The organism is Rhodococcus sp. OK302 (genome assembly GCF_002245895.1).
Classification (GTDB): Bacteria; Actinomycetota; Actinomycetes; order Mycobacteriales; family Mycobacteriaceae; genus Rhodococcus_F.
Window position 1 is genome coordinate 3,804,737 of record NZ_NPJZ01000001.1, and the last position, 21,666, is coordinate 3,826,402.

22 protein-coding genes and 1 pseudogene are annotated in these 21,666 nt (G+C 61.3%); 14 read left to right on the forward strand and 9 right to left on the reverse strand.

Features of this window, described 5'->3' with window-relative positions; all coding sequences use genetic code 11:
* Window positions 1-390 precede the first annotated feature (390 nt).
* Window positions 391-1,095, forward strand: coding sequence for a thermonuclease family protein (locus tag BDB13_RS17455; protein ID WP_094272748.1), 705 nt, complete (start codon window positions 391-393; stop codon window positions 1,093-1,095).
* A 148-nt stretch (window positions 1,096-1,243) separates the two neighbouring features.
* Here the strand turns inward: BDB13_RS17455 and BDB13_RS17460 are convergent, their stop codons facing one another.
* From BDB13_RS17460 to mmsB, 3 genes are all read right to left on the reverse strand, one after another.
* The gene (locus BDB13_RS17460; protein WP_094272749.1) at window positions 1,244-2,719 is read right to left on the reverse strand and encodes a CoA-acylating methylmalonate-semialdehyde dehydrogenase; all 1,476 of its coding nucleotides are present in this window, start codon (window positions 2,717-2,719) and stop codon (window positions 1,244-1,246) included.
* A gap of 49 nt (window positions 2,720-2,768) precedes the next feature.
* Window positions 2,769-4,055, reverse strand: coding sequence for an MFS transporter (locus BDB13_RS17465; protein ID WP_094274987.1), 1,287 nt, complete (start codon window positions 4,053-4,055; stop codon window positions 2,769-2,771).
* Between the two features lie 89 nt (window positions 4,056-4,144).
* On the reverse strand, window positions 4,145-5,251 hold the full coding sequence (gene mmsB, locus BDB13_RS17470) for a 3-hydroxyisobutyrate dehydrogenase (protein ID WP_254922850.1): 1,107 nt from the start codon (window positions 5,249-5,251) through the stop codon (window positions 4,145-4,147).
* Here mmsB and BDB13_RS17475 point away from each other — a divergent pair.
* Window positions 5,200-6,093 (forward strand): LysR family transcriptional regulator, encoded by an 894-nt coding sequence (locus tag BDB13_RS17475; protein ID WP_094272751.1) that lies wholly within the window; start codon window positions 5,200-5,202, stop codon window positions 6,091-6,093. The two genes, mmsB and BDB13_RS17475, sit on opposite strands and share 52 nt — an antisense overlap.
* A 76-nt stretch (window positions 6,094-6,169) precedes the next feature.
* Here BDB13_RS17475 and cynS read toward each other — a convergent pair whose 3' ends face one another.
* Complete coding sequence (gene cynS, locus BDB13_RS17480) at window positions 6,170-6,640, reverse strand: cyanase (protein ID WP_094272752.1); 471 nt, start codon at window positions 6,638-6,640, stop codon at window positions 6,170-6,172.
* 31 nt (window positions 6,641-6,671) lie between these two features.
* Entirely contained in the window at window positions 6,672-7,331 is a 660-nt protein-coding gene (locus tag BDB13_RS17485; RefSeq protein WP_094272753.1) for a carbonic anhydrase, read from the reverse strand.
* Between the two features lie 106 nt (window positions 7,332-7,437).
* On the opposite strand from BDB13_RS17485, the gene cynR reads away from it, so the two are divergent.
* Together cynR and BDB13_RS17495 are read left to right on the forward strand one after the other, a co-directional pair.
* Window positions 7,438-8,334, forward strand: coding sequence for a transcriptional regulator CynR (gene cynR, locus BDB13_RS17490; protein ID WP_094272754.1), 897 nt, complete (start codon window positions 7,438-7,440; stop codon window positions 8,332-8,334).
* A gap of 384 nt (window positions 8,335-8,718) precedes the next feature.
* The gene (locus BDB13_RS17495) at window positions 8,719-9,144 is read left to right on the forward strand and encodes an RlpA-like double-psi beta-barrel domain-containing protein (RefSeq protein ID WP_094272755.1); all 426 of its coding nucleotides are present in this window, start codon (window positions 8,719-8,721) and stop codon (window positions 9,142-9,144) included.
* Window positions 9,145-9,308: 164 nt separating this feature from the next.
* Here the strand turns inward: BDB13_RS17495 and BDB13_RS17500 are convergent.
* Both BDB13_RS17500 and BDB13_RS17505 read right to left on the reverse strand, forming a co-directional pair.
* A pseudogene (locus tag BDB13_RS17500) lies at window positions 9,309-9,686 on the reverse strand (DUF3500 domain-containing protein); the annotation flags it as partial.
* 110 nt (window positions 9,687-9,796) lie between these two features.
* On the reverse strand, window positions 9,797-10,738 hold the full coding sequence (locus tag BDB13_RS17505; protein ID WP_254922851.1) for an alpha/beta fold hydrolase: 942 nt from the start codon (window positions 10,736-10,738) through the stop codon (window positions 9,797-9,799).
* A 110-nt stretch (window positions 10,739-10,848) separates the two neighbouring features.
* On the opposite strand from BDB13_RS17505, the gene BDB13_RS32975 reads away from it, so the two are divergent.
* The 3 genes from BDB13_RS32975 to BDB13_RS32985 all read left to right on the forward strand — a co-directional run bounded on the left by BDB13_RS32975 (window position 10,849) and on the right by BDB13_RS32985 (window position 12,610).
* Entirely contained in the window at window positions 10,849-11,232 is a 384-nt protein-coding gene (locus BDB13_RS32975; RefSeq protein WP_254922852.1) for a helix-turn-helix transcriptional regulator, read from the forward strand.
* Window positions 11,233-11,237: 5 nt separating this feature from the next.
* Complete coding sequence (locus BDB13_RS32980) at window positions 11,238-11,819, forward strand: helix-turn-helix transcriptional regulator (protein WP_254922853.1); 582 nt, start codon at window positions 11,238-11,240, stop codon at window positions 11,817-11,819.
* A gap of 662 nt (window positions 11,820-12,481) precedes the next feature.
* Window positions 12,482-12,610 (forward strand): hypothetical protein, encoded by a 129-nt coding sequence (locus tag BDB13_RS32985; RefSeq protein WP_254922854.1) that lies wholly within the window; start codon window positions 12,482-12,484, stop codon window positions 12,608-12,610.
* 353 nt (window positions 12,611-12,963) lie between these two features.
* Here BDB13_RS32985 and BDB13_RS17520 read toward each other — a convergent pair whose 3' ends face one another.
* On the reverse strand, window positions 12,964-14,559 hold the full coding sequence (locus BDB13_RS17520) for a D-alanyl-D-alanine carboxypeptidase/D-alanyl-D-alanine-endopeptidase (RefSeq protein ID WP_094272757.1): 1,596 nt from the start codon (window positions 14,557-14,559) through the stop codon (window positions 12,964-12,966).
* A gap of 86 nt (window positions 14,560-14,645) precedes the next feature.
* On the opposite strand from BDB13_RS17520, the gene BDB13_RS17525 reads away from it, so the two are divergent.
* The 7 genes from BDB13_RS17525 (at window position 14,646) to aroQ (ending at window position 20,992) form a co-directional block, all read left to right on the forward strand.
* The gene (locus BDB13_RS17525) at window positions 14,646-15,995 is read left to right on the forward strand and encodes a serine hydrolase domain-containing protein (RefSeq protein ID WP_094272758.1); all 1,350 of its coding nucleotides are present in this window, start codon (window positions 14,646-14,648) and stop codon (window positions 15,993-15,995) included.
* Window positions 15,996-16,037: 42 nt separating this feature from the next.
* Window positions 16,038-16,676 (forward strand): PadR family transcriptional regulator, encoded by a 639-nt coding sequence (locus tag BDB13_RS17530; protein WP_094272759.1) that lies wholly within the window; start codon window positions 16,038-16,040, stop codon window positions 16,674-16,676.
* Between the two features lie 127 nt (window positions 16,677-16,803).
* Window positions 16,804-17,319 carry a hypothetical protein gene (locus BDB13_RS17535; RefSeq protein ID WP_141210649.1) on the forward strand — a complete coding sequence of 172 codons (516 nt, stop codon included), beginning with the start codon at window positions 16,804-16,806 and terminating at the stop codon, window positions 17,317-17,319.
* Window positions 17,320-17,685: 366 nt separating this feature from the next.
* Complete coding sequence (gene aroC, locus BDB13_RS17540) at window positions 17,686-18,873, forward strand: chorismate synthase (protein WP_094272761.1); 1,188 nt, start codon at window positions 17,686-17,688, stop codon at window positions 18,871-18,873.
* A gap of 34 nt (window positions 18,874-18,907) precedes the next feature.
* Window positions 18,908-19,417, forward strand: a complete 510-nt coding sequence (locus BDB13_RS17545) for a shikimate kinase (RefSeq protein ID WP_094272762.1) — start codon at window positions 18,908-18,910, stop codon at window positions 19,415-19,417.
* Between the two features lie 25 nt (window positions 19,418-19,442).
* Window positions 19,443-20,552, forward strand: coding sequence for a 3-dehydroquinate synthase (gene aroB / locus BDB13_RS17550; RefSeq protein ID WP_094272763.1), 1,110 nt, complete (start codon window positions 19,443-19,445; stop codon window positions 20,550-20,552).
* A gap of 11 nt (window positions 20,553-20,563) precedes the next feature.
* On the forward strand, window positions 20,564-20,992 hold the full coding sequence (gene aroQ / locus BDB13_RS17555) for a type II 3-dehydroquinate dehydratase (RefSeq protein ID WP_094274988.1): 429 nt from the start codon (window positions 20,564-20,566) through the stop codon (window positions 20,990-20,992).
* Between the two features lie 63 nt (window positions 20,993-21,055).
* On the opposite strand, the gene BDB13_RS17560 is transcribed toward aroQ, so the two are convergent.
* Window positions 21,056-21,661, reverse strand: a complete 606-nt coding sequence (locus BDB13_RS17560; protein WP_094272764.1) for a B-4DMT family transporter — start codon at window positions 21,659-21,661, stop codon at window positions 21,056-21,058.
* Window positions 21,662-21,666 lie beyond the last annotated feature (5 nt).

Genomic DNA, 21,666 nt, shown 5'->3' on the forward strand with positions numbered 1-21,666 from the left:
ATGGGCGTTTTGACGAATGTCATCCGAGACGATCTCACGTGACCGTCGGCTTGCGCGGATCATCAACCGGTCAGATGCTCCGCGCATTTTGTGCCGGGACGTACCTCCGCGCTCATTTCGTCGGCGAGCTACGGTGCCTCAGTCGCGGAAGGAGTCGGCCTTGCAGGATCTGTTGAATAGCTAAATGTGACTGGGAATCAAGAGCATTCGTCCCATCTGGAGCGGATTCTGTTGGCAAGCAACAGGTTCGGACGGTCACGATTACGTCGATGATTTGTCTCACGTGGCGAATCGGTTAGTCGCTGTGGAGTGGTTGTTACTCGCCCCTGTCTAGGTTGCTTCTTTCCCGAATTGCCTGAAAAAGCCGGATTCATGTACTAGTAATCAACCATGAGACTTTTACGCACTGCAGCTGTGATCGCGGCCCCACTGCTCATGGTTGCTGCGCCCGCGATCGCAGCCGCTGACCCCGCACCGGTGATGCCCACGGGGGTTGTGATCGACGTAGTCGACGGAGACACAGTTCGCGTACTCGATGCTCTTCGCGGTGACGTGACCGTCCGTATCCTCGGCATTGACACACCCGAGACGAAGCAGCCTGGTTTCAGCGTGGGTTGCTGGGGACCGGAGGCGACGAACTTCGCACGTGCCACTCTCCAGGGCCAGTTGGTGTCGGTTATCGGCGACCCAACTCAAGATGCATTCGACCGGTATGGCCGAACGCTCGCGTATGTCGTTCGGCCCGATGGATTCAACTACAGCGTCGAAGCAGTTCGGGTTGGTGCCGCGAAGTCGTATGTTTACGACAACCGTCCGGGGAGTCGAGCGATGGAGATTTCAGAAGCTGAAAGGCAGGCCCGAGACGGCGGAGCGGGCCTCTGGGGTGGAATGTGCGCCGGGAATACTGGCTCGCACCCGCTAGCTGCACCGGCACCGGCACCGGCACCGGCACCAGGTAATACCGGGGCGTACTTCAAGAACTGCACAGCTGCGTGGGACGCTGGTGCGGCGCCACTGTATCGCGGCAATCCGGGCTATCGCCCTGAACTTGATCGTGACAGCGACGGTAAGGCGTGTGAAGTTCGTCCGAGGTAGTAGATCGCGCTCGGAGATATGTTGAAGTAACCACTGCAAGTTCAGCTTTGTCGCGAGCGCGCTAGCGCGCTTTCAGGGGATCGCGAGTTGACGACGAAGGCCGGGTCCATCGAAATTCGATGGACCCGGCCTCGTCTATATCGATCTATCAGTTTGGGCGGAAACCGAAGTCCGTGCCCGCGACGCTGTCCCAGCGGGAGGTGACGTACTTCGGCCGTGTGTAGAAGCTCCACGACGCGTTGTTCAATCCGGTGTCGCCGTAGGCGGAATCCTTCCAGCCCTGCACTGCATACGCCGCGACGGGGACGGGAATTGCGACGTTGACGCCGATCATGCCGGCCGAGGCGCGGCGCTCGAATTCGTTGGCAGCGGCGCCGTCTCGGGTGAAGATCGACGCTCCGTTTCCGTAGCGGTGGTTCTTGATCAGTTCGAGGCCGTCGTTCAGGGAATCGACGCGCATCACCACGAGGATGGGGCCGAACAGTTCTTCCTGGTAGGCGGCTGAGGAAACCTCGACGTCAGTGAGCACAGTGGGTCCGATGAAGTAGCCGCTCTCGTAACCCGGCACCACCTCGGAACTGCGGTCTACCACGGCGCGGGCGCCACCGGCGATCGCTTCCTTCACCGCGGCCTGGATGCGCTCCTGGGACTGTCGGTTGATGACCGGGCCGACCTCGGTGCCGTCGTCGCCGCCAGCGCCGAGTCGAACTTGCTCGGCCCGCGTAGTCAGCTTCGCCAGCAAGGGTTCGGTGGTTTCACCGACGACAACCGCGACGGAGATTGCCATGCAGCGCTGGCCGGCCGCTCCGAAGCATGCGGAGGTCAGCTGGTCCGCGACGACGTCGAGGTCAGCGTCGGGCATGACGATCATGTGGTTTTTGGCGCCACCGAAGGCCTGCACCCGCTTGCCTGCAGCTGCAGCGCGGGAGTAGACGATCTGCGCGACCTTGCTCGAGCCGACAAACGCAACGGCCTCGGTCTGCGGGTCGTCGATGAGATGCTCGACGGTGTCCTGGCGGCCGTGGACAACGTTGAGGACGCCGTCGGGCAGACCGGCTTCCTTGAAGAGTTCGGCAATGCGGATGCAGACGCCCGGATCCTGCTCGCTCGGCTTCCAGATGAAGGTGTTTCCCGAGGCCAGGGCGACGGAGACCATCATCATGCCCATCATGGCGGGGAAGTTGAACGGGGTGATGCCCACGCAGACACCGAGGGGGTGCAGTACCGACTTCGTGTCGATGTTGGGTCCGGTCTGAAGTGACGTTCCACCGCGGACGAGTGCCGGTCCGCCACAAGCGAGTTCGATCGAGTCTGCAGCGCGGGAGATCTCACCGGCGGCGTCGTCGAGGGTCTTGCCATGTTCTTCGGTGATCAGTGCCGCCAGCTCGGACCGGTTCTCCTGCAACAGATCACGGAAGCGAAAGAGAACCTGGGCGCGGCGGGAAAGCGCGGTCTCGGACCAGCCGTCGAAGGCGTCTGAGGCGGCGGTGATCGCGGCGGCAACGGTGTCCGTGTCGGCCATCGGGACGGTGGCGATCGGCTGATCGGTGGCCGGGTTGGTCACGTCAATGAGGTCGCTGCCCAAAACCGGGGCGCCGTTGATCCAGTGGGGGATGGTACGCATGACTGAAATACCTTTCGGTTCAAATGAATTCAAGACGTGACGGGAAGTATCAGAGGGAGGTGCCGAAGCGTTCGCGGTGTTCGTCGTCCAGCGTGGAGAGCGAGGAGCCTTTGGTTTCCCGCATGAACAGCACCGCAACGATCGAGATCAGACCCGCTACGCCGACGTAGATAGCGATCGGGACCCAACTGCCGTACGTGCGCAGCAGCAGGGTGGCGATGACAGGGGCAAGTGAGCCGGCGAAGATTGCGGTGACCTGCGCACCCATCGAAACACCGATGTAGCGCATGTGGGTGGGAAACATCTCGGCCATCATCGCGGGCTGCGGGGCATACATGATCGCGTGGATGATCAGGCCGATCGTGATGGCGCACAAGATAAGTGCGTCGGACTTGGTATCCATCAGCGGGAAGGCAATGAAGCAGTAGCCCGAGGCGAGAATGGCGCCGACCAGGTACACCGGACGTCGGCCGACCTTGTCCGACATCCAGCCGAAGAACAGGATCATGCCGGCGTGCACGATGTGGGAGATCAACATCAGGCTCAGGATCGTGGAGGTATCGACCTTCAGATGCACACTCAGGTACGTCAGTGAGAACGTGACCACCATGTAGTACAGGATGTTCTCGATCACCCGGGCGCCCATTGCCGTCAGCACCTCGCGTGGCCGAGCTCGGAACACGCGGCGGACTGCCTGCCAGGTGTTTTCGGCTTTCGGCTGTTCCTGGGTGGATTCCTGGAAGATCGGGGAGTCCTCGACCTTGGTGCGGATGAACCAGCCGATCAACACGATGAAGGCAGAGAAGAAGAACGCGAGTCGCCAACCCCAGGACAAGAAGTCGTCCTCAGGCAGCACGAAGGAGAGGAACAGCAGCACCAGCGTCGCAACGATGTTGCCCAGCGGCGCACCGGCCTGCGGGAAGCTGGACCAGAAGCCGCGACGGTTGGCCGGACTCTGCTCGGCGACCAGCAGAACTGCGCCGCCCCATTCGCCGCCGATGGCGATACCCTGCGCGAAACGCAACAGGACCAAAATGACCGGAGCCAGGTAGCCGATCTGGTCGAAGCTCGGGATCGCGCCGATCAGGAATGTCGAGACGCCGATCATCAACAGCGAAACTTGCAGAAGCTTCTTGCGGCCGAACTTGTCGCCGTAGTGTCCGAAGATGATCCCGCCGATGGGGCGGGCAACGAATCCGATTGCGTAGGTGAGCATCGCTGCGATGACACCGTCGAGCGGGTTGCCGGTGGCTTTGAAGAAGACGTGGCCGAAGACAAGCGCGGCAGCCATGCCATAGAGGAAGAATTCGTACCATTCGGCGACGGTTCCGGCCATGGACGCTGCGACGATCCGGTGGAACCCGCGAGGTGTCCCGGAGTCGTTTTTTGTTGCGTCCGGCTCGGTCGGCCGTACCTGTGAGGCCGTCACCGGGTACTTCCCGCGGAAGAGGCTGTGCCGTCGATCAAATGGATCAGTGATGAGAAGTCGAGTGACCCACGGCCATCGGCCACCAGGTTGTCGAGTCGACGCGCGACCTCGGCCGTAGCGACCGTGTCGACGCCGTGGGCGGCGGCTGCATCCAAGGCGAGGCCGAGGTCCTTACGCATCAACGCGACGGAGAATCCGCCGGTGAAGTTGCGGTTGGACGGTGCTGCGTCGACGGGTCCGGCGACGGGGTAGTAGTTGCGCAGAGCCCAACTGTCGCCGGTGGACACCCCGGCGATATCGATGACCGTCTGCGGAGTGATCCCCAGGCGCTGCGCGAGAACTGCTGCCTCACAGGTACTTTGCATGTTCATGGCAAGCATCATGTTGTTCACCATCTTGGCGCTCTGACCGGCTCCGACAGCGCCGGCGTGAAAGATCCTGGCGCCCATCGCTTCGAGCAGTGGTCGCGCAGCCTCGAGGTCTGCGGACTCGCCGCCGACCATGAAAGTGAGCGTTCCGTTCTGGGCGCCGGCTGTGCCGCCGGACACCGGCGCATCGAGGAAGCGTCGGCCGGTTGCGGTGACAGCATCTGCGATCTCGCGGGCCTGCTCGGCGCTGATAGTCGAGCAATCCAGAACCAAAGCGTCGACGGCGGAGGCATCCAAGGCTTCGGCCTCGAAGAGTGCGGCCTTCACATGTTCGCCGTTAGGCAACATCGTGACAACCACGTCGGCGTTCTCGGCGGCTTCCGCTGCCGAGTTTGCGCTGCGGAGTCCTGCTGCGGTGGCCGCATCCCGTGCGTCGGGCGAGAGGTCGAACCCGACCACGTCGTGCCCCGCGGTGTGCAGGTGTGTAGCCATCGGCAGTCCCATGTTGCCGAGGCCGATCCAACAGATCTTCACAGTGTTGCCCTCCTGTCGAGTGCCGCAGAGGGTTAACCACCACGGCTTCTGTCTAGAAGTGTGAGCTACGTTATATCTTCGGAAAAGGCCCGATTTGGTACACGTGCTGTGCAAAATTGCACAGCTAGGGGATACGTGAGGAGAATGTGATGCGCGCGGATGACCTAGTGGTTCTGCTGGAGATCGCTCGCTGCGGTTCACTCGTGGGAGCGGCGTCGGCGCTGGGGCTCAATCACGCAACGGTGTCGCGTCGAATGTCTGTGCTGGAAGCCGAAATACGGGCACCATTGTTGGTTCGGGGAGTCAGCGGTTGCACACTCACCGACTTGGGGCACAGCCTGCTCAAGTCGTGTGAGCAGATCGAATCCGCACTGACCGAAGTGCGCGATCTGGCGAGTACAACGCCGCGGGAGCGCGAACTGTCCGGGCTGGTGCGGATATCCACCACCGACGCCTTCGGTACCGCATTTGTGGCGCCGCTCCTGGCAGAACTGCATCGGACCAACCCGGATCTGATGGTGGAGATCATTACGCAGACCAGGTTGGGCGCCTATGGCATTGGTGCTGATATCGAAATCGGGGTCGGTGAACCCGTCGTGGGAAGACCCGGCGCAGAAAAGCTGACCGACTACCGGTTAGGTCTCTATGCCTCCGATGACTATCTGGCCGAACGGGGAGTACCTCAGACGCTGGCCGAACTCGCCGGCCATTCGCTGGTCTACTACATCGAAGGACTGCTTCGGGTGGAGGATCTCGACGTGCTGACGAGACTCACGGGGCATCGCCAAGTCACCTTCGGGTCGACCAACGTGCAGGTACAGACTGTGGCCACGGTCGCGGGTGCCGGGATCGGTTTGTTGCCCTCGTTCGTCGCCGAGCGCGAGTCCTCCCTGCGCCGGGTACTTCCGTCCGAAGTGGTGATCACGCTGGAATTCACGGCGTGCCTGGGCCCACGCCGGTTACGTAGGCCTGCCGCCGCGACTGTCATGCAGGCTATCCGGGAGATGGTGGCCGAGCGTCAGGATGAGCTCATGCCGCACTAGAAATGGTCAACGTCGGTGGCGTTCACAGATGAAGGTTGGCGGCGGCCTCTGGCGCGAGGCCGCCGCCACCCAGCAGTCAGAACGGCTTGGTCGGCAGGTACTTGCCGTCGAGGGTGATCACTGCGCGCTCGCCGCCGTCCGGGTCGGCAACCTTCTTGATGTCGAGCTTGAAGTTGATAGCGCTGATGATGCCGTCGCCGAACTGCTCATGCACCAAGGCCTTGAGAGTGGCGCCGTAGACCTGCAGCATCTCGTAGAAGCGGTAGATGGTCGGATCGGTCGGCACGCCGCCGGGGATGGAACCGCGCAGCGGGATGCTCTGCAGCAGACGTACGGCGTCCTCGTCCAGATCAAGCTTGGCTGCGACGGTCTTTGCGGCGTCAGCGGGCAGCGCATGCTGGCCGAGGAGGGCCGCGGTCACGAAGGCCACACTCAGCCCGGTGCCATCGGTCAGGTCCTGCCAGGACAGGTCTTTTCGGGCTTTGGCGTCGACGACGGTTGCAGCCAGTTCTTCGCGGGGTCCCGTGGTGAACTGTGACTGAATCATGATGATTTCCTTCTACTTTCGGGGTGGGTGATCAGGCGGGGACGCCGGGCATGGTTGCCGCGGCGCAGGTCTGGGGCTGTTCGACGAGTGACACGAACCGGCGTGTGCCGCCGTCGAGGGCTTCGATCGAGCCGGTTTCGATGTCGTATACCCAGCCGTGCAGGTTCAGTCGGCCCTGTTCGAGCGCGAGAGCGACCGAGGGATGTGTTGCGAGGTTGGTCAACTGGGCGATGACGTTCTCGTGGACCAGCGAGTTCAGCTTCGCGGCCGCCGAGCGGTGCGTACGGGCTGCATTGACGACCTTCGCGGAATTCGCGTGCTGGAGCCAGTTCGCAACGGCGGGCAGTTCGTCGAGGGACTTACCGCTGGAGATCGCGGTCATTGCGCCGCAGTCGGAGTGGCCGAGGATCACGATGTCGGTGACGCCGAGCACCGCGACTGCGTACTCGACGGTGGCCGAGACGCCGCCGGGTTCAGGGCCGTACGACGGGACGATGTTTCCGGCGTTCCGGATGACGAACAAATCGCCAGGTTCGCGTTGGGTCACCAGTCCCGGGACCACCCGACTGTCCGAGCAGCTGACGAACAGCGCTTGTGGATTCTGAGCTGTCGCGAGCTCCTTGAAGAGTCCGGAGCGCTGAGGGAACGCCTCCTTCTGGAATGTCAGAAAGCCGTCGATGATGCTGTGCACGGTGCCCCCCTTGCATTGGGTGATGACTCAAGGATGTCCTCGTCCGGCCATAGTGTCCAAGACTTGTTCTTCATCAACTTGATAGACAGTGCCTATAGTTGTGCGCATGGAGCTACGCCACATCCGATATCTGCTCGCGGTAGCCGAACACCAGAACTTCACCCGGGCGGCCGAGGCGCTGCACGTGTCGCAGCCGACCCTGTCCCAGCAGATCAAGCAGCTCGAAACTGCCCTGCGTGTGCAGCTGCTGGACCGGTCGGGGCGCGTAGTGCGGACCACCGACGCCGGCGAGGCCTTCCTTCACTACGCGCGCCGAGCCCTGCGGGATCTCGAAGCCGCCGAGCGCGCGATCCACGACGTCCAAGACCTCAGCCGCGGCTCGCTGCGACTGGCGACGACGCCGACCTTCGCCGCCTACCTGGTGGGTCCACTGGTGGACCGTTTCACGACGCGACACCCCGGCATTGCTGTGACCGTTCAGGAGATGACCCAGGACCGAATCGAGGCTGAGCTGGCGCGCGATGGGCTCGAGATCGGCATCGCATTTGCGGATGTACGCTCGGACGAGATCGAAAGTGAGTCACTGTTTGTCGAAACTCTGAGTCTCGTTGTCGGTGAGGAGCATCCGCGTGCCGGGCGGAGGAAGCCCCTGGCTGCGAAGGAACTCGACGATCAGGCGCTGGTGTTGCTCAGCAGCGATTTCGCGACGAGGCTTCACATCGATCGGTACTTCAAAGATCAGGGCATCACACCCCGGACGGCCGTCGAGGTCAGCTCGATCGGCGCGATCGTGGAGATAGTGCGCCGCGGCAGGCTCGCGACTGTGTTGCCCGCCGCGATCGCCCTCGAACAGCAGGGACTGTTCTCGATTCCGTTGTCGCCGGCGCTGCCACCGCGCACCGTGGCTCTCCTTCGCCGGAAGGGCGCCTATCGCACTACGGCCGGTCGGGCCTTCGCCGAGATGGCCTCGACCTGGGACGATCGGGACGGGTGGCCCGGGTGAGGATCACTTCCGAAGCTCATTTCAATGATGTCGACACGGTGCCCGCCTAATTTCCGAGTCCCGAAGAGCTGCAGCTTGATTCGGTGATGTCACTGGGAAGCGTTCGGCAGGATCGCTTTGCTCGTGCCGAGGCTCGTCCATGGGGCGAGGAAGCGCCGCGCCCTGCCGTAGAAGCCGGCGCGCTGCATGTCGTTGACGTGAGTGCGAATGGACGCTCGGGACCAACGTCCTTCGCCCCGAACCCATTTGGAATGTCGGCGAGCCTACTCGAGGGTAGTACCGGCCAGCCGGTACTCTCGCCCAAACGTCGGAAATGTCCTATTTCTAGATTGAAAACAGGAGGTTGTTTTGTCTCGATATTCCGTGCGACGAATCGTGGTATCTATGGCCGTCGCGGTGGCGGCGTCCGCTGGTGTATTGGCCGGAACGTCTATCGCGGGTGCGCAGCCCACATTGTTAGAAATACTTGCGGATGCCTCCACAGGTAGCGCAGGTAGTACAGGCGATACACCGGTCGATACGAAAACGTACAGCGGCGATGCAACGTACTTTAATGCCGGACTCGGTAGTTGCGGTGGTATGTCCGCAAATACCGACTACGTGGTTGCGATATCCGCAAGTATCTGGACCCGAGCGTTGTGCGGAAAACGAATTATGGCTATGAGCGGGATGAGATCCGTAACTGTCACCATCGTTGATACCTGTCCAGGCTGCGCTGCTGGTGATCTTGATTTTTCACCAGCCGCGTTTAAGAAGTTGGGTAATCTGTCGGACGGAAGAATTCCTATCACATGGCACTTCATCGACTGATCTCGTCAGTGAGTCGGGCACCAACTGAGTAGCGACATGTTTTGAACTCGAGCAGCTCGGTTGCGCCGATTGTCATCGAGTCATTGGTCGAGGCGATGATCAGGAGTGCCGGGTGGCCCGGATGAGAGGCTCATTTTCGAGGCTCTCATTTCTGACTCTGGGACCTAGCTGCCGTTCGGCGGAGTGCCACCCGGCGCACCCGCGCCACCGCCCATACCCGTAGCTTCCTGCTGGGTGACGCTTCCTGCGTAGTCGTTCCCCGGGTCACGGTAGATGGTGTGAACGTGCCCCCAGCCCGAGGTCGTCACGCCTTCGACATCTGCGCCTGCAGATCCCTGTTGGGCGGCAAACTCGACGTATACATCCGGTCCGGAGATCTGGAAGTAGATTCCATCGCCCTGCGTCATGTCGTATTCGGTTGCACCGGACCAGTTCACGTAAGTTTCGTCGAGACTCGCCTCGATCTTCGTGAGCGCATTCGCGGTAGTCTCCTCGTCTGCGAGGCCAACCCAGTTCGCGATCACGTCGAGCAGCAACGACCGGTGCCTGTCCTGGAAGGTCGATTCCTCGACCGCGTCCAGCTGGACTACTTCGGGCCGGATGCAGGGTGCGCGGTTCGTCGGCCAGGATTCCGCTGATAGCTCAGTTGAAACTATGTGGCATCCTGCCGTTCCAACCAGTTCACGATCGTTTGGTTAGTTTCAATGGGCCTTTCTTGCTGGATCCAATGACCGCAGTCAAGGTTGGCCACTTCCACGTTGGGCACGAGCTTTGTCAGGTTGTCAGCCCTTGGGATTGCGTCACGGTCGCCGTAGATCATGAGTGTGGGCTGGTGAATGATCGGGTTTACGTCGGCCAGCAGGTGCCAGTTGCGGTCAAGGTTTCTGTACCAGTTGATGCTGCTCGTGAACCCTGATGTTTCGAAAGCAGAGACGAAAACGGTCAGTTCGCGCTCGCTCATCAGAGGCTCACCGAGTGGGGTTTCCGCTCTCGCGAGATTCATGAACGCCATTCCTGGCTCAGGTTCTCGGAGGGGCTCGTTCGTTCGGAACATGTTGCGCAGGAACTGGACTGAGTTCTCTTCGAGTACAGCGTCTGCGACGCCTGGTTGCCGATTGAAGTGGACAAAATAGTAGTCGCCGCCAAGCGCCTCTTCCATGAATTCGATCCAGGGTTTCTCGCCGCGCTCCTGGTAGGGCAGGCTCAGAGCAATCACTTTGTTTACTCGGTGTGGGTGCAACAGCGTCAGTCCCCACACGACAAAGGCGCCCCAATCGTGACCGACAAAGGTGGCATCTTCGTATCCGTAGTGATCGAGTAGTGCGATGAGATCACCCGACAAGTGCTCAATATCGTAGGAAGCTACTTCGGTCGGTCGGGATGAGTTTCCGTAACCCCGCTGGTTCGGGACGATGACGTGGTAGCCCGCAGCGACAAGGGCGGGCACCTGATAGCGCCAAGAATAGGCATGCTCTGGCCATCCGTGACACAGCACGATGGGGTTTCCGGCATTGTGTCGACCTGCTTCAAAGACTTCGAGTTCCACGCCGTTGACGGGGATTCGGACCGGCTGGGGAAAATCGGATGGATTCACAAACACTCCTTGGGGTTGATTACCGATCTTGTGTACGGATTGACCGGTTGCGCCGACGATAGGGAGCATTGCGGACACATAATGTCCTAGATCGTTGGCAGACTGAAGAAATGCGGAACGATCCCACAGGTCGAGCACTGCAACTGCTGTCGCTCCTTCAGACACATCGTTTCTGGAACTGTGCCGAACTAGCCGCACGACTCGAGGTCACAGAGCGAACGGTGCGCCGTGACGTCGATCGACTACGCGACCTGGGCTATCCGGTCGATTCCACGTCGGGAAAGTATGGGGGCTACCGACTTGCAACGGGGGCACACGTGCCGCCCCTGATCCTCGGCGATGACGAGGCCGTCGCGGTAGCCGTCGGACTGCGCTACGCCGCTGAGGCAGCCATCGATGGAATCGAAGAGACGTCGCTGCGCGCGCTGACAAAATCGAATCGCTTCTACCGCATCGGCTACGCCGTCGTGTGTCGGTGCTGCACTCGAGCGTGACTTCGATGCGGCGTGCGGCCGTCGACGATGACACCGTGGACCCCGAAGCGCTCAGTGTGCTCGCGGCGGCATGTCGCGACCATGAGGACGTGCGTTTCGACTACCGGCGAGGTGATGGCGGGAGCAGCCGACGGCTCGTCGAGCCGCACCAACTTGTCACTGCAGGACGTCGTTGGTATCTCGTAGCCTGGGACCAACATCGTTGTGACTGGCGAACATTTCGACTGGACCGTCTCCGGGAGCCCTGGCTGGCGGGCAGTCATTTCACGCCCCGCGAGATTCCGGGCGGTGATGCGGCGAGCTTCGTCGCGAGCTCACTCGGCCCGACACCCCGTCACCTCGATGCGAAACTCACCATCCACGCTGCGTTCGCCGAACTCGAAGGTGTGCTCCGATGGATTGACCACACACCAATCGAGGTGGAAGCAGACCGCTGTCTGGTCCAGATCCGCAGTGAGGATCTTGGCAGGCTCGCCATGACGGTTGCTCGGATTGCGCTCACCGCTCCAGTGGCGGTGATCGAACCAGCCGAGCTCGCCAACACCGTCAGGCAGCTCGCCAGTCACCTCAGTGTCGCGCCATCATGACGAATAGTTGGCGATCGATCTGTCGAGAAACGTGCCCGTTTCGTTCTGAGCTTGGAGGATAAATGACCGCTTCAAAGTTGCCGCCACCGGTTTCCGTCCACCCACCAACGTGGAAGTTCGACTACCCGATCATCCACGCCGAGACTCGGACGCAGTGGCGCACATGGCTGATGCACAACACCCGCTCAGCCCGCGGCGTGTGGTTGTGCTCCTGGCGCAACACCACCAGCCGACCACGTTGCCCGTACCCAGAGGCCGTCGAGGAAGCCCCCCAATCTCCTGCAGACATTCAACTTCACCTCCAATCAGGGGCAGTGTCCGCCGAGATCGCACGGGATCACTTCCCAGATCATGCGCCGCCACTTCGACCGCTGGCCCGCTGTCGAGCCGAATCAGATCAGGCCAAACGAATAGAGCCAGATAGCAAGCGGGTAGAGCGGTCCCCACCAGGCCAGGTCCATTGCTGTTCACCTCCTATGGGCAGTGTTCGCCGAGGATAACGGGATCACGGCCGCGCGTGGGTCGACATCGCCGGAGAAGCCTCGAGTTCGGTCGACGATCCGAAATCCAGGTGGTTCAAAGTCCGTGTACCCGCGAACACAGCCACAGAACTAGACGCCATCACCGATCTTCTTCGCGTATGCAACTAGGCCGTCGACGTAATGAAACTGCCCGACGCAGCCGGCGGAAACGCTAGTCGATACCCAGACGACATGTACCTGCGCAAATACGAACAACACTTCATCGTGTCCAATCACCGCATCGGATCACTCGAAGCGCTCAGCGCCTAACAGACGCAAAATGTCTGACACCTCAACTAACCTTTGAAATCGCGACGAGCACCAGGTCGCCACACCGCTAAGACCGAAGAATCCTCGACGGTCCCGATCTGTAGGAAACCCCTCAGATTGGCAGCAGTGTGGCGGCCTGATTCTCATTAGCTTTGGGGCTTCACGCGTCATGCGCCCAAACCACGTTGGTTTGTAGACCTGGGCGGTGGTGACAGCCACGAGGACGGTGGGGTGGCACCGATTCGGCCAACGGCACGAGCGTCGCTATCGCCGCATGGGTGTTACTTCGCGAACGTGGTTGTTGCGCAGTACATTTGACCGCTCTTTGCTAGGTTCGTTTGTCTTGAACAGTGTCAGCTTGTCGGTGCCTGTTGGAACGCAGCGGCGACATCGCCGACATCACCCCCGACTTGGAAAACTCCGCGTGGCAGATCCGGAAATACGGCATCGCTGACGGCGACGACGAACAGAAGTCGACGACCGTCGGTGTTGATCATGTAACCCGACAGTGCTTGAAGGTTGACTATCAACCTGCCGGTGTCGGGTTCGACGGCGGCGGATGTTCCCGTCTTACCTATGACCTTCCCCTTCGCGGGACTGTCGGTTCCGACGCCGGAGAGTGAACCTCGCTCCCCGAGTACGGGTTGACCTGCCCAGAACGTGTGCGCCCAGGGTTGCTGGTCCACCCAGTCGAGCCAGTCGACGACTGCCGTGGGTGTGGCTTGTGACGGGTCGCTGCCCTGACCGTCCATGACCACAAGATCGGATGCTGCAATGCCCGCTTTCTCGGTGAGTGCCCGGACAGTAGGTAAGCCGTCACTGCACGACGGCGATCCTGCCGCTACCGCCAGCAGGCACAGGAACGTGTTGGCGCCGGTGTTGTAACTGGTCGCAAGGATCATCCCTCCCGATTCCGAAAGTGGTGCCGATTGCAGGCTCGCAACTTGTCGACTGCCTGAATATGTACGATCGGCAGGCAGGGCAGCTGCGTTGTTCGTACGAGATGTTGGTGCGACCTCGATTCCGTTGCGTCGCAGTGCTTCTACGAACAGCTGACGCGCCCACGTCGGCGCGTCGGTGATGCGAAAGACGGTCAGCGATGTCTTTCCTGCCGGTACCGACCCGGTCACGTTGATCAAGGTGGGATCGGACGGATCGGCCGCTGCACTGAGCGTCGAGTCGCTTCCCTCTTTGCCGGTGGTGACCTGAGCATCAATGCGGAACAGGCCGTTGCCGGGAAGCATGTCGATGGTGGCGGGCTCACCTACCGCACCCGGCCTCGCCTGAATATCGACCAGGTTGTCGTTGACGAAGATCGACGGGACAAGACCTTCGACTGTCGAGTAGGTGTCCCACAGACGAGGGTCGACGAGAACGTCACCGTTTACGCGCGTGATGCCGGCGGCGGCTACTTGTCGCGCTAGGTCGTTCAGGCCCGCCAGCGGATCTCCGGGCGCGAGAACTGCACCGGGTAGAGCGTCGGCGTAGACGTGATCGATGCCGTCGGTGGCGAAGTCGAATCGGCCTTGTGCGGCATTGCGCCCGCCGAGTGCGAGGTCACCAGAGCCGACGAGAACGAGATCACCGGTAAGAGTTCCCTCGACGGGTTCGGCGGTGGCGTACACGGGGGTAGTGACGGTGTGGTCCACCCCGAGGGTGTCGTAGGTAGTGCCGACGGTGAAATGTTTGGTCTGTGAAGCTAGAAACATCGAGGTCTCGGCGTTATTGCTGTAGATCACCTCGTCTGTGACGGGGTCGACTACGAGATAGGACCACTGGGCCATGGCGTATGGATCGGTGGTCATGATGCGGGTTGCCTCCGGCGGAATCTGCTGCGTCGGAGCCGATGCGACATCTGAGTTCGACGCCTGATTGGCAGAACATGCGGTGAGGAGTGCGGCGACACTGACCAACGCAGCGACGGCACGAACTGATGTGGTGTACGGCATGGACGCTCCTGAGGATTCATGACGGTTTTGTCTCAATTTACTGCAAAGTGCAGCATGTAGAGTGCAGTACGGCATAACGTACTCGTATGAACTCTGCTGGAAAGTCGACGTCACGTCACGACGTCAAAGTTCGCAAAGTGGCGGTGGCCGGCCTCGCTACGGCGTTACTGCTGTCAGCCTGTTCTTCCGCATCCGACTCCGCGCCCACCACCGCGTCTGCGGCACCCGGTTCGAACTCGTCCGAGCCGAATTCTCCCGGATCCGCGGACAACGCCGTGTTGTCTTTCGACACTCAGGGAATGGACGCCGTCGTCTCCGAAAAAGCGGAGGGGTTCCGCGAGATCGCGATGGTGGTCATGATCACGACGCCGACGCAGAAGTACGTCAACACATGGGGCTCGGTACGAGAAGGCGTGAACGAGCCCCCCACGCTGGACACGAAAGTTCGCGTGGGATCGAACACCAAGACCTGGACCGGCACGGCCGTCCTGCAGTTGATCGACGAGGGCAAGCTGGCGGTGACCGATCCGGTCAGCAAGTACCGCCCCGATGTCCCCAACGGCGACAACATCACCATCGGCGACCTACTCGATATGCGTAGCGGTCTGTACAACTACACCGAGACCCTCGAGCTTAACCGGGCGCTCGACGAGCAACCGGAGCGAGTGTGGACACCCGAGGAGCTACTGGCCATGGGACTGAGCCAACCGCCGTACTTTGCTCCCGACACCGGCTACCACTACTCCAACACGAACACCGTTCTCCTCGGCTTGATCGCCGAGCAGCTCGACGGCAAGCCGATTCAACAGATCTTCGCGGACCGATTCTTCCGTCCACTCGCACTGACCGGGACCTCGTTTCCTGCCAACACCGATACCAGCATCCCGACACCATATGCAGACGGATACACCTACAGTGGCAACGTCGAAACGCTCGGCGAGGGCAAAGAGGCTCTCCCGCAATCTCGCCTCGACGCGATCGCCGCAGGCACCGAAAAACCGACCAACACCACGATGCACAATCCGTCGTGGACATGGTCCGCAGGTCAGGGAATCTCGACCGCAAACGATATGGCGACATGGGTCAAAGCTCTCGGAACCGGGTCGCTCCTGAGCCCGGCCACACAAGAGTTGCGGTTGAACAGTGTGCAACCCACAGGCGGCGAAGGATCCGCAGGATACGGATACGGCATCGCTCAAATGGGTCCGATGTTCGGCCATATCGGCGAACTACCCGGTTACAACTCGTTCATGGGGTACGACCCGGTCAACGATGTGACCATGGTGGTGTGGGGAAATCTTGCACCTACAGCTGATGGGTTCGCACCGGCATCTGCCGTCGCTTCAGCGCTCGTCCCCTTCATCTACGGCAAACCCGCTAAGGCCACATCCGACGACATCTCCGACACCGAGGACGCAAACGGCGAAGGGAAGTAGCACTTGTAGGCTTGGACTTACCCGCGGAGCGAAAGGAGCCATGTGGCTCAGCGTGATCTCACCCCCACCTCGTACATGATCCTGGGATTGCTGACATCCAAGGATTGGTCCGCATACGAGATCGCCGAACAGGTCGGACGCGGGGTCGCCGAGATATGGCCCAGCGCCGACCGACAGCGTTACAACGCCCCAAAACTACTGGTTGAACGCGGCCTGGTCACCGCGACCACAGTCACGAAAGGTACTCAGCGATCCCGCACCGTCTACTCCATCACCGACGAAGGCCGAACAGCGCTGAGCGACTGGCTCGCCACCCAGACCACACCCCCCGCATTGCAGTTCGAAGGCATGATCCGCGTGATCTTCGCCAACCAAGGCACGATCGAGGACCTGCGGTCCAACCTGGCGACCATTCGAGAACAGGCAACCCAATCCCGAAGTCTGTTCGACTCGCACGCGCAACGGATTTCGGCCCCCGGCGCTGGCACACTTCCCCAGCAAAATCACCTGATGGCACTGGCCAACCGCTTCATGATCGGCCACTTCGACCACATCGCAGAATGGGCCGACTGGGCGTTGGAAGAAACAGCGGACTGGCCCGACACAGTGCAACCCGCAACAACACATCGAAAGCGCACCCTCTCCATCCTCGCCCAGTCGATAGACAACGAAAGTAGCTAACTTCCCCGCCGAAGATCACAGGGAGCTGGGCCCACGGGCGTTCGACTACTTCAATTGTGAAAACCGTGTTCGCGATTCCAACGCACGTGAGGCCTGTATACGGATCTCGTGTGCGACGGCTGGCTCCATGACATATCTGGTGCTCGTTTTGTCGAACTACAGGTATCTGACGATGGAGGGCGAGGTAATTCTGGGGCATGCACCGACGGATGCGGAGATTGCAGCGGTTCGTCAGCTCCCTCGAGATGAACGGGTGGGCCGTATTTCACCAGGACTGTTTGGGCTCTCGTTCAGTGAGTCGCATCGGGAGCGGTGGGAGGCTGCAGCGGTACTCGGTGGGCACGATCTAGACGAGCTGATCGGTCCGGTGGTGTGGTCGGTATCGTCGCGACTAGACGAGTCTCGATGGTTTCGGTCTATGGGAGATATGGCGTGGACAGCCGACGATGAGACGGCTGTGCGACTGTTTCATTTGCCGACCCACCAAGTTGCATTGAGACCCACCGGCCCGTGGCGCGACGGCGTGTTCACGCCGAGTGAGTTGCTTGCGGCTGTGTACAACGTCATTCCGGCAGCCGAGGTTCACGGCGCCCCGCCCGACTTCCCGTTCGTTTCACCGCTCCCGCCTGGCGCCATTCCCTGAGCGTGGCTGCGATTGACAGGGTCGGGTCTGCTCTCGGCAGTCAGGTGGTCGGGCATTGCTCCAGGGGAACTATCGATGCCCAAGACACCCCATCGATAATTCGGCGGTTGCGGTAGCCTTTGGGCTGTTCAAAAGTGTTTTCCCCGCGAATGCGGGGATGAACCTCGGGCTCAAACTTGCTTGCGAGGTCGCTGTCGGCCTGATCGGTTCACAGATCAGGCCGACACGATCCGGGCGTGGGCAGAGCGACTTCACGCCTTGTTTGAGTGCGCCACCACTACTCGGTTGATGTGACGCCTCGCAATCGGACAGCGGTCCAAGGACCACTGTCACAACCATTGCTTGGGACGTGGAAAGATAGGCGTCGTGCTGCGTTGGATAACTGCTGGAGAATCCCATGGTCCCGCCCTCGTCGCGATGCTCGAGGGCATGGTTGCGGGGGTCGAAGTGACCTCTGAGGCCATCTCGTCTGAACTTGCTCGTCGTCGACTCGGCTATGGCCGTGGCGCGCGGATGAAGTTCGAGGCCGACAAGGTCACCATCATTGGTGGTGTCCGCCACGGCTTTACGCTGGGCGGCCCCGTCGCCATTGAAATCGGCAACACCGAGTGGCCGAAGTGGGAAACCATCATGTCTGCCGATCCGGTGGATCCGGATCTGCTTGCCGATCAGGCCCGCAATGCCCCGTTGACGCGCCCGCGTCCCGGCCACGCCGATTACAGCGGCATGCTCAAGTACGGCTTCAACGACGCCCGCCCGATCCTCGAGCGTGCGAGTGCTCGTGAGACCGCAGCTCGTGTTGCTGCGGGAACTGTTGCTCGTTCCTTCCTCCGTCAGGTCTTCGGCGTCGAGGTTGTCTCCCACGTCATCTCTATCGGTGCTTCCGATCCCTACGTCGGCCCGGTGCCGGAGGGTAAGGATCTGGACGCGATTGACGCGAGCCCGGTTCGCGCCTTCGACAAGGCTGCCGAAGAGTCGATGATCGCCGAGATCGAAGCTGCAAAGAAGGACGGCGACACTCTGGGTGGTGTTGTCGAGGTTGTCATCCACGGACTGCCCGTCGGCCTGGGAACATTCGTTAGTGGCGCCGAGCGTCTCGACGCTCGACTTGCCGCTGCGCTCATGGGAATTCAGGCCATCAAGGGTGTCGAGGTCGGTGACGGCTTCGAGACGGCACGTCGACGCGGCAGCGAAGCTCACGACGAGATTCGCCCCGGCCCGGACGGCATTGTTCGTTCCACCAACCGCGCCGGCGGCATCGAAGGCGGCATGACCAACGGTGAGGCTCTGCGGGTTCGCGCGGCAATGAAGCCGATCTCGACGGTTCCGCGTGCATTGGCAACTATCGACATGGAAACGGGTGAAGAGGCAGTTGCCATCCACCAGCGCAGTGACGTGTGTGCGGTTCCGGCTGCCGGTGTGGTTGCGGAATCCATGGTTGCGCTCGTCGTCGCTCAGGTGGCACTCGAGAAGTTCGGCGGTGATTCCATTGCAGAAACCACAGCCAACTTCCGTAGTTACGCCGACGGCATCGCAGCCCGACCTCCTCGCTGAGAGGTCCGAGACAGACGGTCCTGAGAGGTCCGACATGAAGCCGAAGGCTGTACTCATCGGGCCACCTGGCGCCGGTAAGTCGACCATCGGCCGTCGGGTCGCTCAGGCGCTGGGTCTGGCATTGATCGACACCGATGCCGAGATCGAGCGGACTACGGGTCGGACGATTCCCGATATCTTCGCTGTTGACGGTGAACCGCGTTTTCGTGAGATTGAAGAAGACGTTGTCCGCGACGCACTGTCCGGTACGGACGGCATTGTCTCCCTCGGCGGTGGTGCGATTCTCTCGGAGCGCACCCGGGATCTGCTGAAGGGCCACACGGTCATCTATCTCGAGATCAGTGTCGCCGAAGGTCTGCGCCGGACCGGTGCCAATAATCATCGTCCGCTGCTGGCGGGTGGAGATCCGAAGGTGAAGTATCAAGAATTGATGCGACGCCGTCGACCGTTGTACCGGCGCGCCGCCACGATTCGGATTCGGACCGACAGTCGGAGTCCGTCGCGCGTCGTCGCGCAGCTGGTATCCAAACTTGAAGACAAATGATCAATCGGAGCGGAGCAGTGGAGCAGTGACCGAACCCGTAGTTGTAGAGGTGAAGACCGCACATCCTTACTCGGTCGTGATCGGGCGCGGTCTGCTCGGCGATATCGTGGCCGAGTTCGAAGGCACGCGGACCGTCGCGATCTTCCATCAGCCGCCTCTCGCGGAGACGGCAAAGGCTGTCTGTGACGCGTTGACGGAGAAGGGGATTGACGCCCATCGCATCGAGATCCCGGACGCCGAGGACGGCAAGGATCTGGCTGTGGCCGGCTTCTGCTGGGACGTGCTGGGCCGCATCGGCCTGACGCGCAGCGACGCGATCATGAGCCTGGGCGGGGGAGCGGCAACAGACCTCACCGGTTTTGTTGCGGCAACCTGGATGCGCGGCGTGAAGGTTGTTCACGTCCCGACGACACTGCTGGCAATGGTCGACGCAGCGGTGGGCGGCAAGACGGGCATCAACACCGAAGCCGGTAAGAACCTGGTCGGCTCGTTCCACGAGCCGAGCGCTGTGTTCATCGACCTCGCGACGCTGGAGACGGTGCCGCACAACGAGATCGTTGCCGGTTTGGCCGAGGTCATCAAGACCGGCTTCATTCAGGATCCGGTCATCCTGGACTTGATCGAGGCCGACCCCAAGGCTGCGCTGGATCCGGCGGGAACTGTTCTGCCCGAACTGATTCGGCGTGCCGTCGAGGTGAAGGCAAAGGTTGTGGCCGCGGACCTTCGCGAGTCGGATCTGCGCGAAATCCTCAACTACGGACACACGCTGGCGCACGCGATCGAGCGTCGTGAGCAGTACAAGTGGCGTCACGGCGCCGCCGTAGCGGTAGGCCTGGTGTTCGCTGCCGAGCTTGGTCGCCTGGCCGGTCGCCTCGACGATGCGACGGCTGACCGTCACAAGTCGATCCTCGAATTGGTGGGGCTCCCGACGTCGTACGACGACGATGCCTTCTCACAGTTGCTCGCCGGAATGCAGACCGACAAGAAGAACCGCGCCGGACTGCTCAGGTTTGTTGTTCTCGACGGTTTGGGCAAGCCCGGCCGCCTCGAAGGCCCTGATCCGTCGCTGCTGGTCGCGGCGTACTCGGCAATTGCCCGTCCTCCGCGGTCGTCCGGCGGTACGGTTCGACTGTGACAATCTCGCCGATGAGAATCAACGTGATCAACGGACCCAACCTCGGCCGTCTCGGTAAGCGTCAGCCCGAGGTCTACGGCTCGACGACGCACGACGATCTTGTCGAACTGTGTGTCGCGGCCGGCAAGGAATTGGGCGTCGAGGTAGTTGTTCGTCAGAGCAATCACGAAGGCGAGTTGATCGGCTGGATTCACGACGCGGCAGATGCGGGTGAACCGGTGATTCTCAATGCCGGCGGACTGACTCACACGTCGGTAGTGCTCCGTGATGCGTGTGCGGAAATCACCGCTGGCCTGGTTGAGGTTCATATCTCGAACGTCCATGCACGCGAAGAATTTCGGCATCATTCGTTCCTCAGCCCGATAGCGACAGGTGTCATCGTCGGAATGGGTGTCGCCGGATACCCCCTGGCGATCAGGTTCCTCGCCGAACGAGGCTAAGACACAGATGCACAAAGGAGGCCCCGGAGAATTCTCCGGGGCCTCCTTTGGTGGTTCTGAAAGTTACTGCTTGCCCAAATCGATGGGAGGAAAGACCGTCGTGTCGGCATCGGACTCTTCGACGGACATTGCCGCGCCGCCGCTGTAAGCATGCTGGCCGGTAGGGGAGTCGTAACCCTCGCTCACCGGAACCTGCTCGTGGTGACGCTCATGTGACGGCGTCTGGGGGGCGGTGCCGTTCTTGCGCTGTTCGCGGCTGGTGATGAATCGGCCGAGCGTGACGGCGATCATCGCGGGCACGAAGATGAGCAGGATGGTGAAGGCCGCGCCGGACGTGATTTCGAAGAACAAGCCCTGCTGGGTCAGTTCGAGGGCCGGGACGAGGCTGAGGACCCAACTTGCGGCACCGGCGACAAATCCACCGACCAGTGCTGCCTTGAGCCACAGCATCGTGAGGTCTGCGCCGTCCTCGGCTTCCGGGAACTGACGGCGATCACGAATGCCGTCGATTCCGCCCCAAATTGCCGCCGCGACGATGACGATCAGCAGCGACAGCCATCGCAGGGTGGACCCCTGAAGTGGCCACTGCGAGATAGCCGCACCGAGCAATGCACGAAAGACAACATGTATCAGGGCCATGCCGAGGCCACGTACCAACCACGCGTTCATACCTA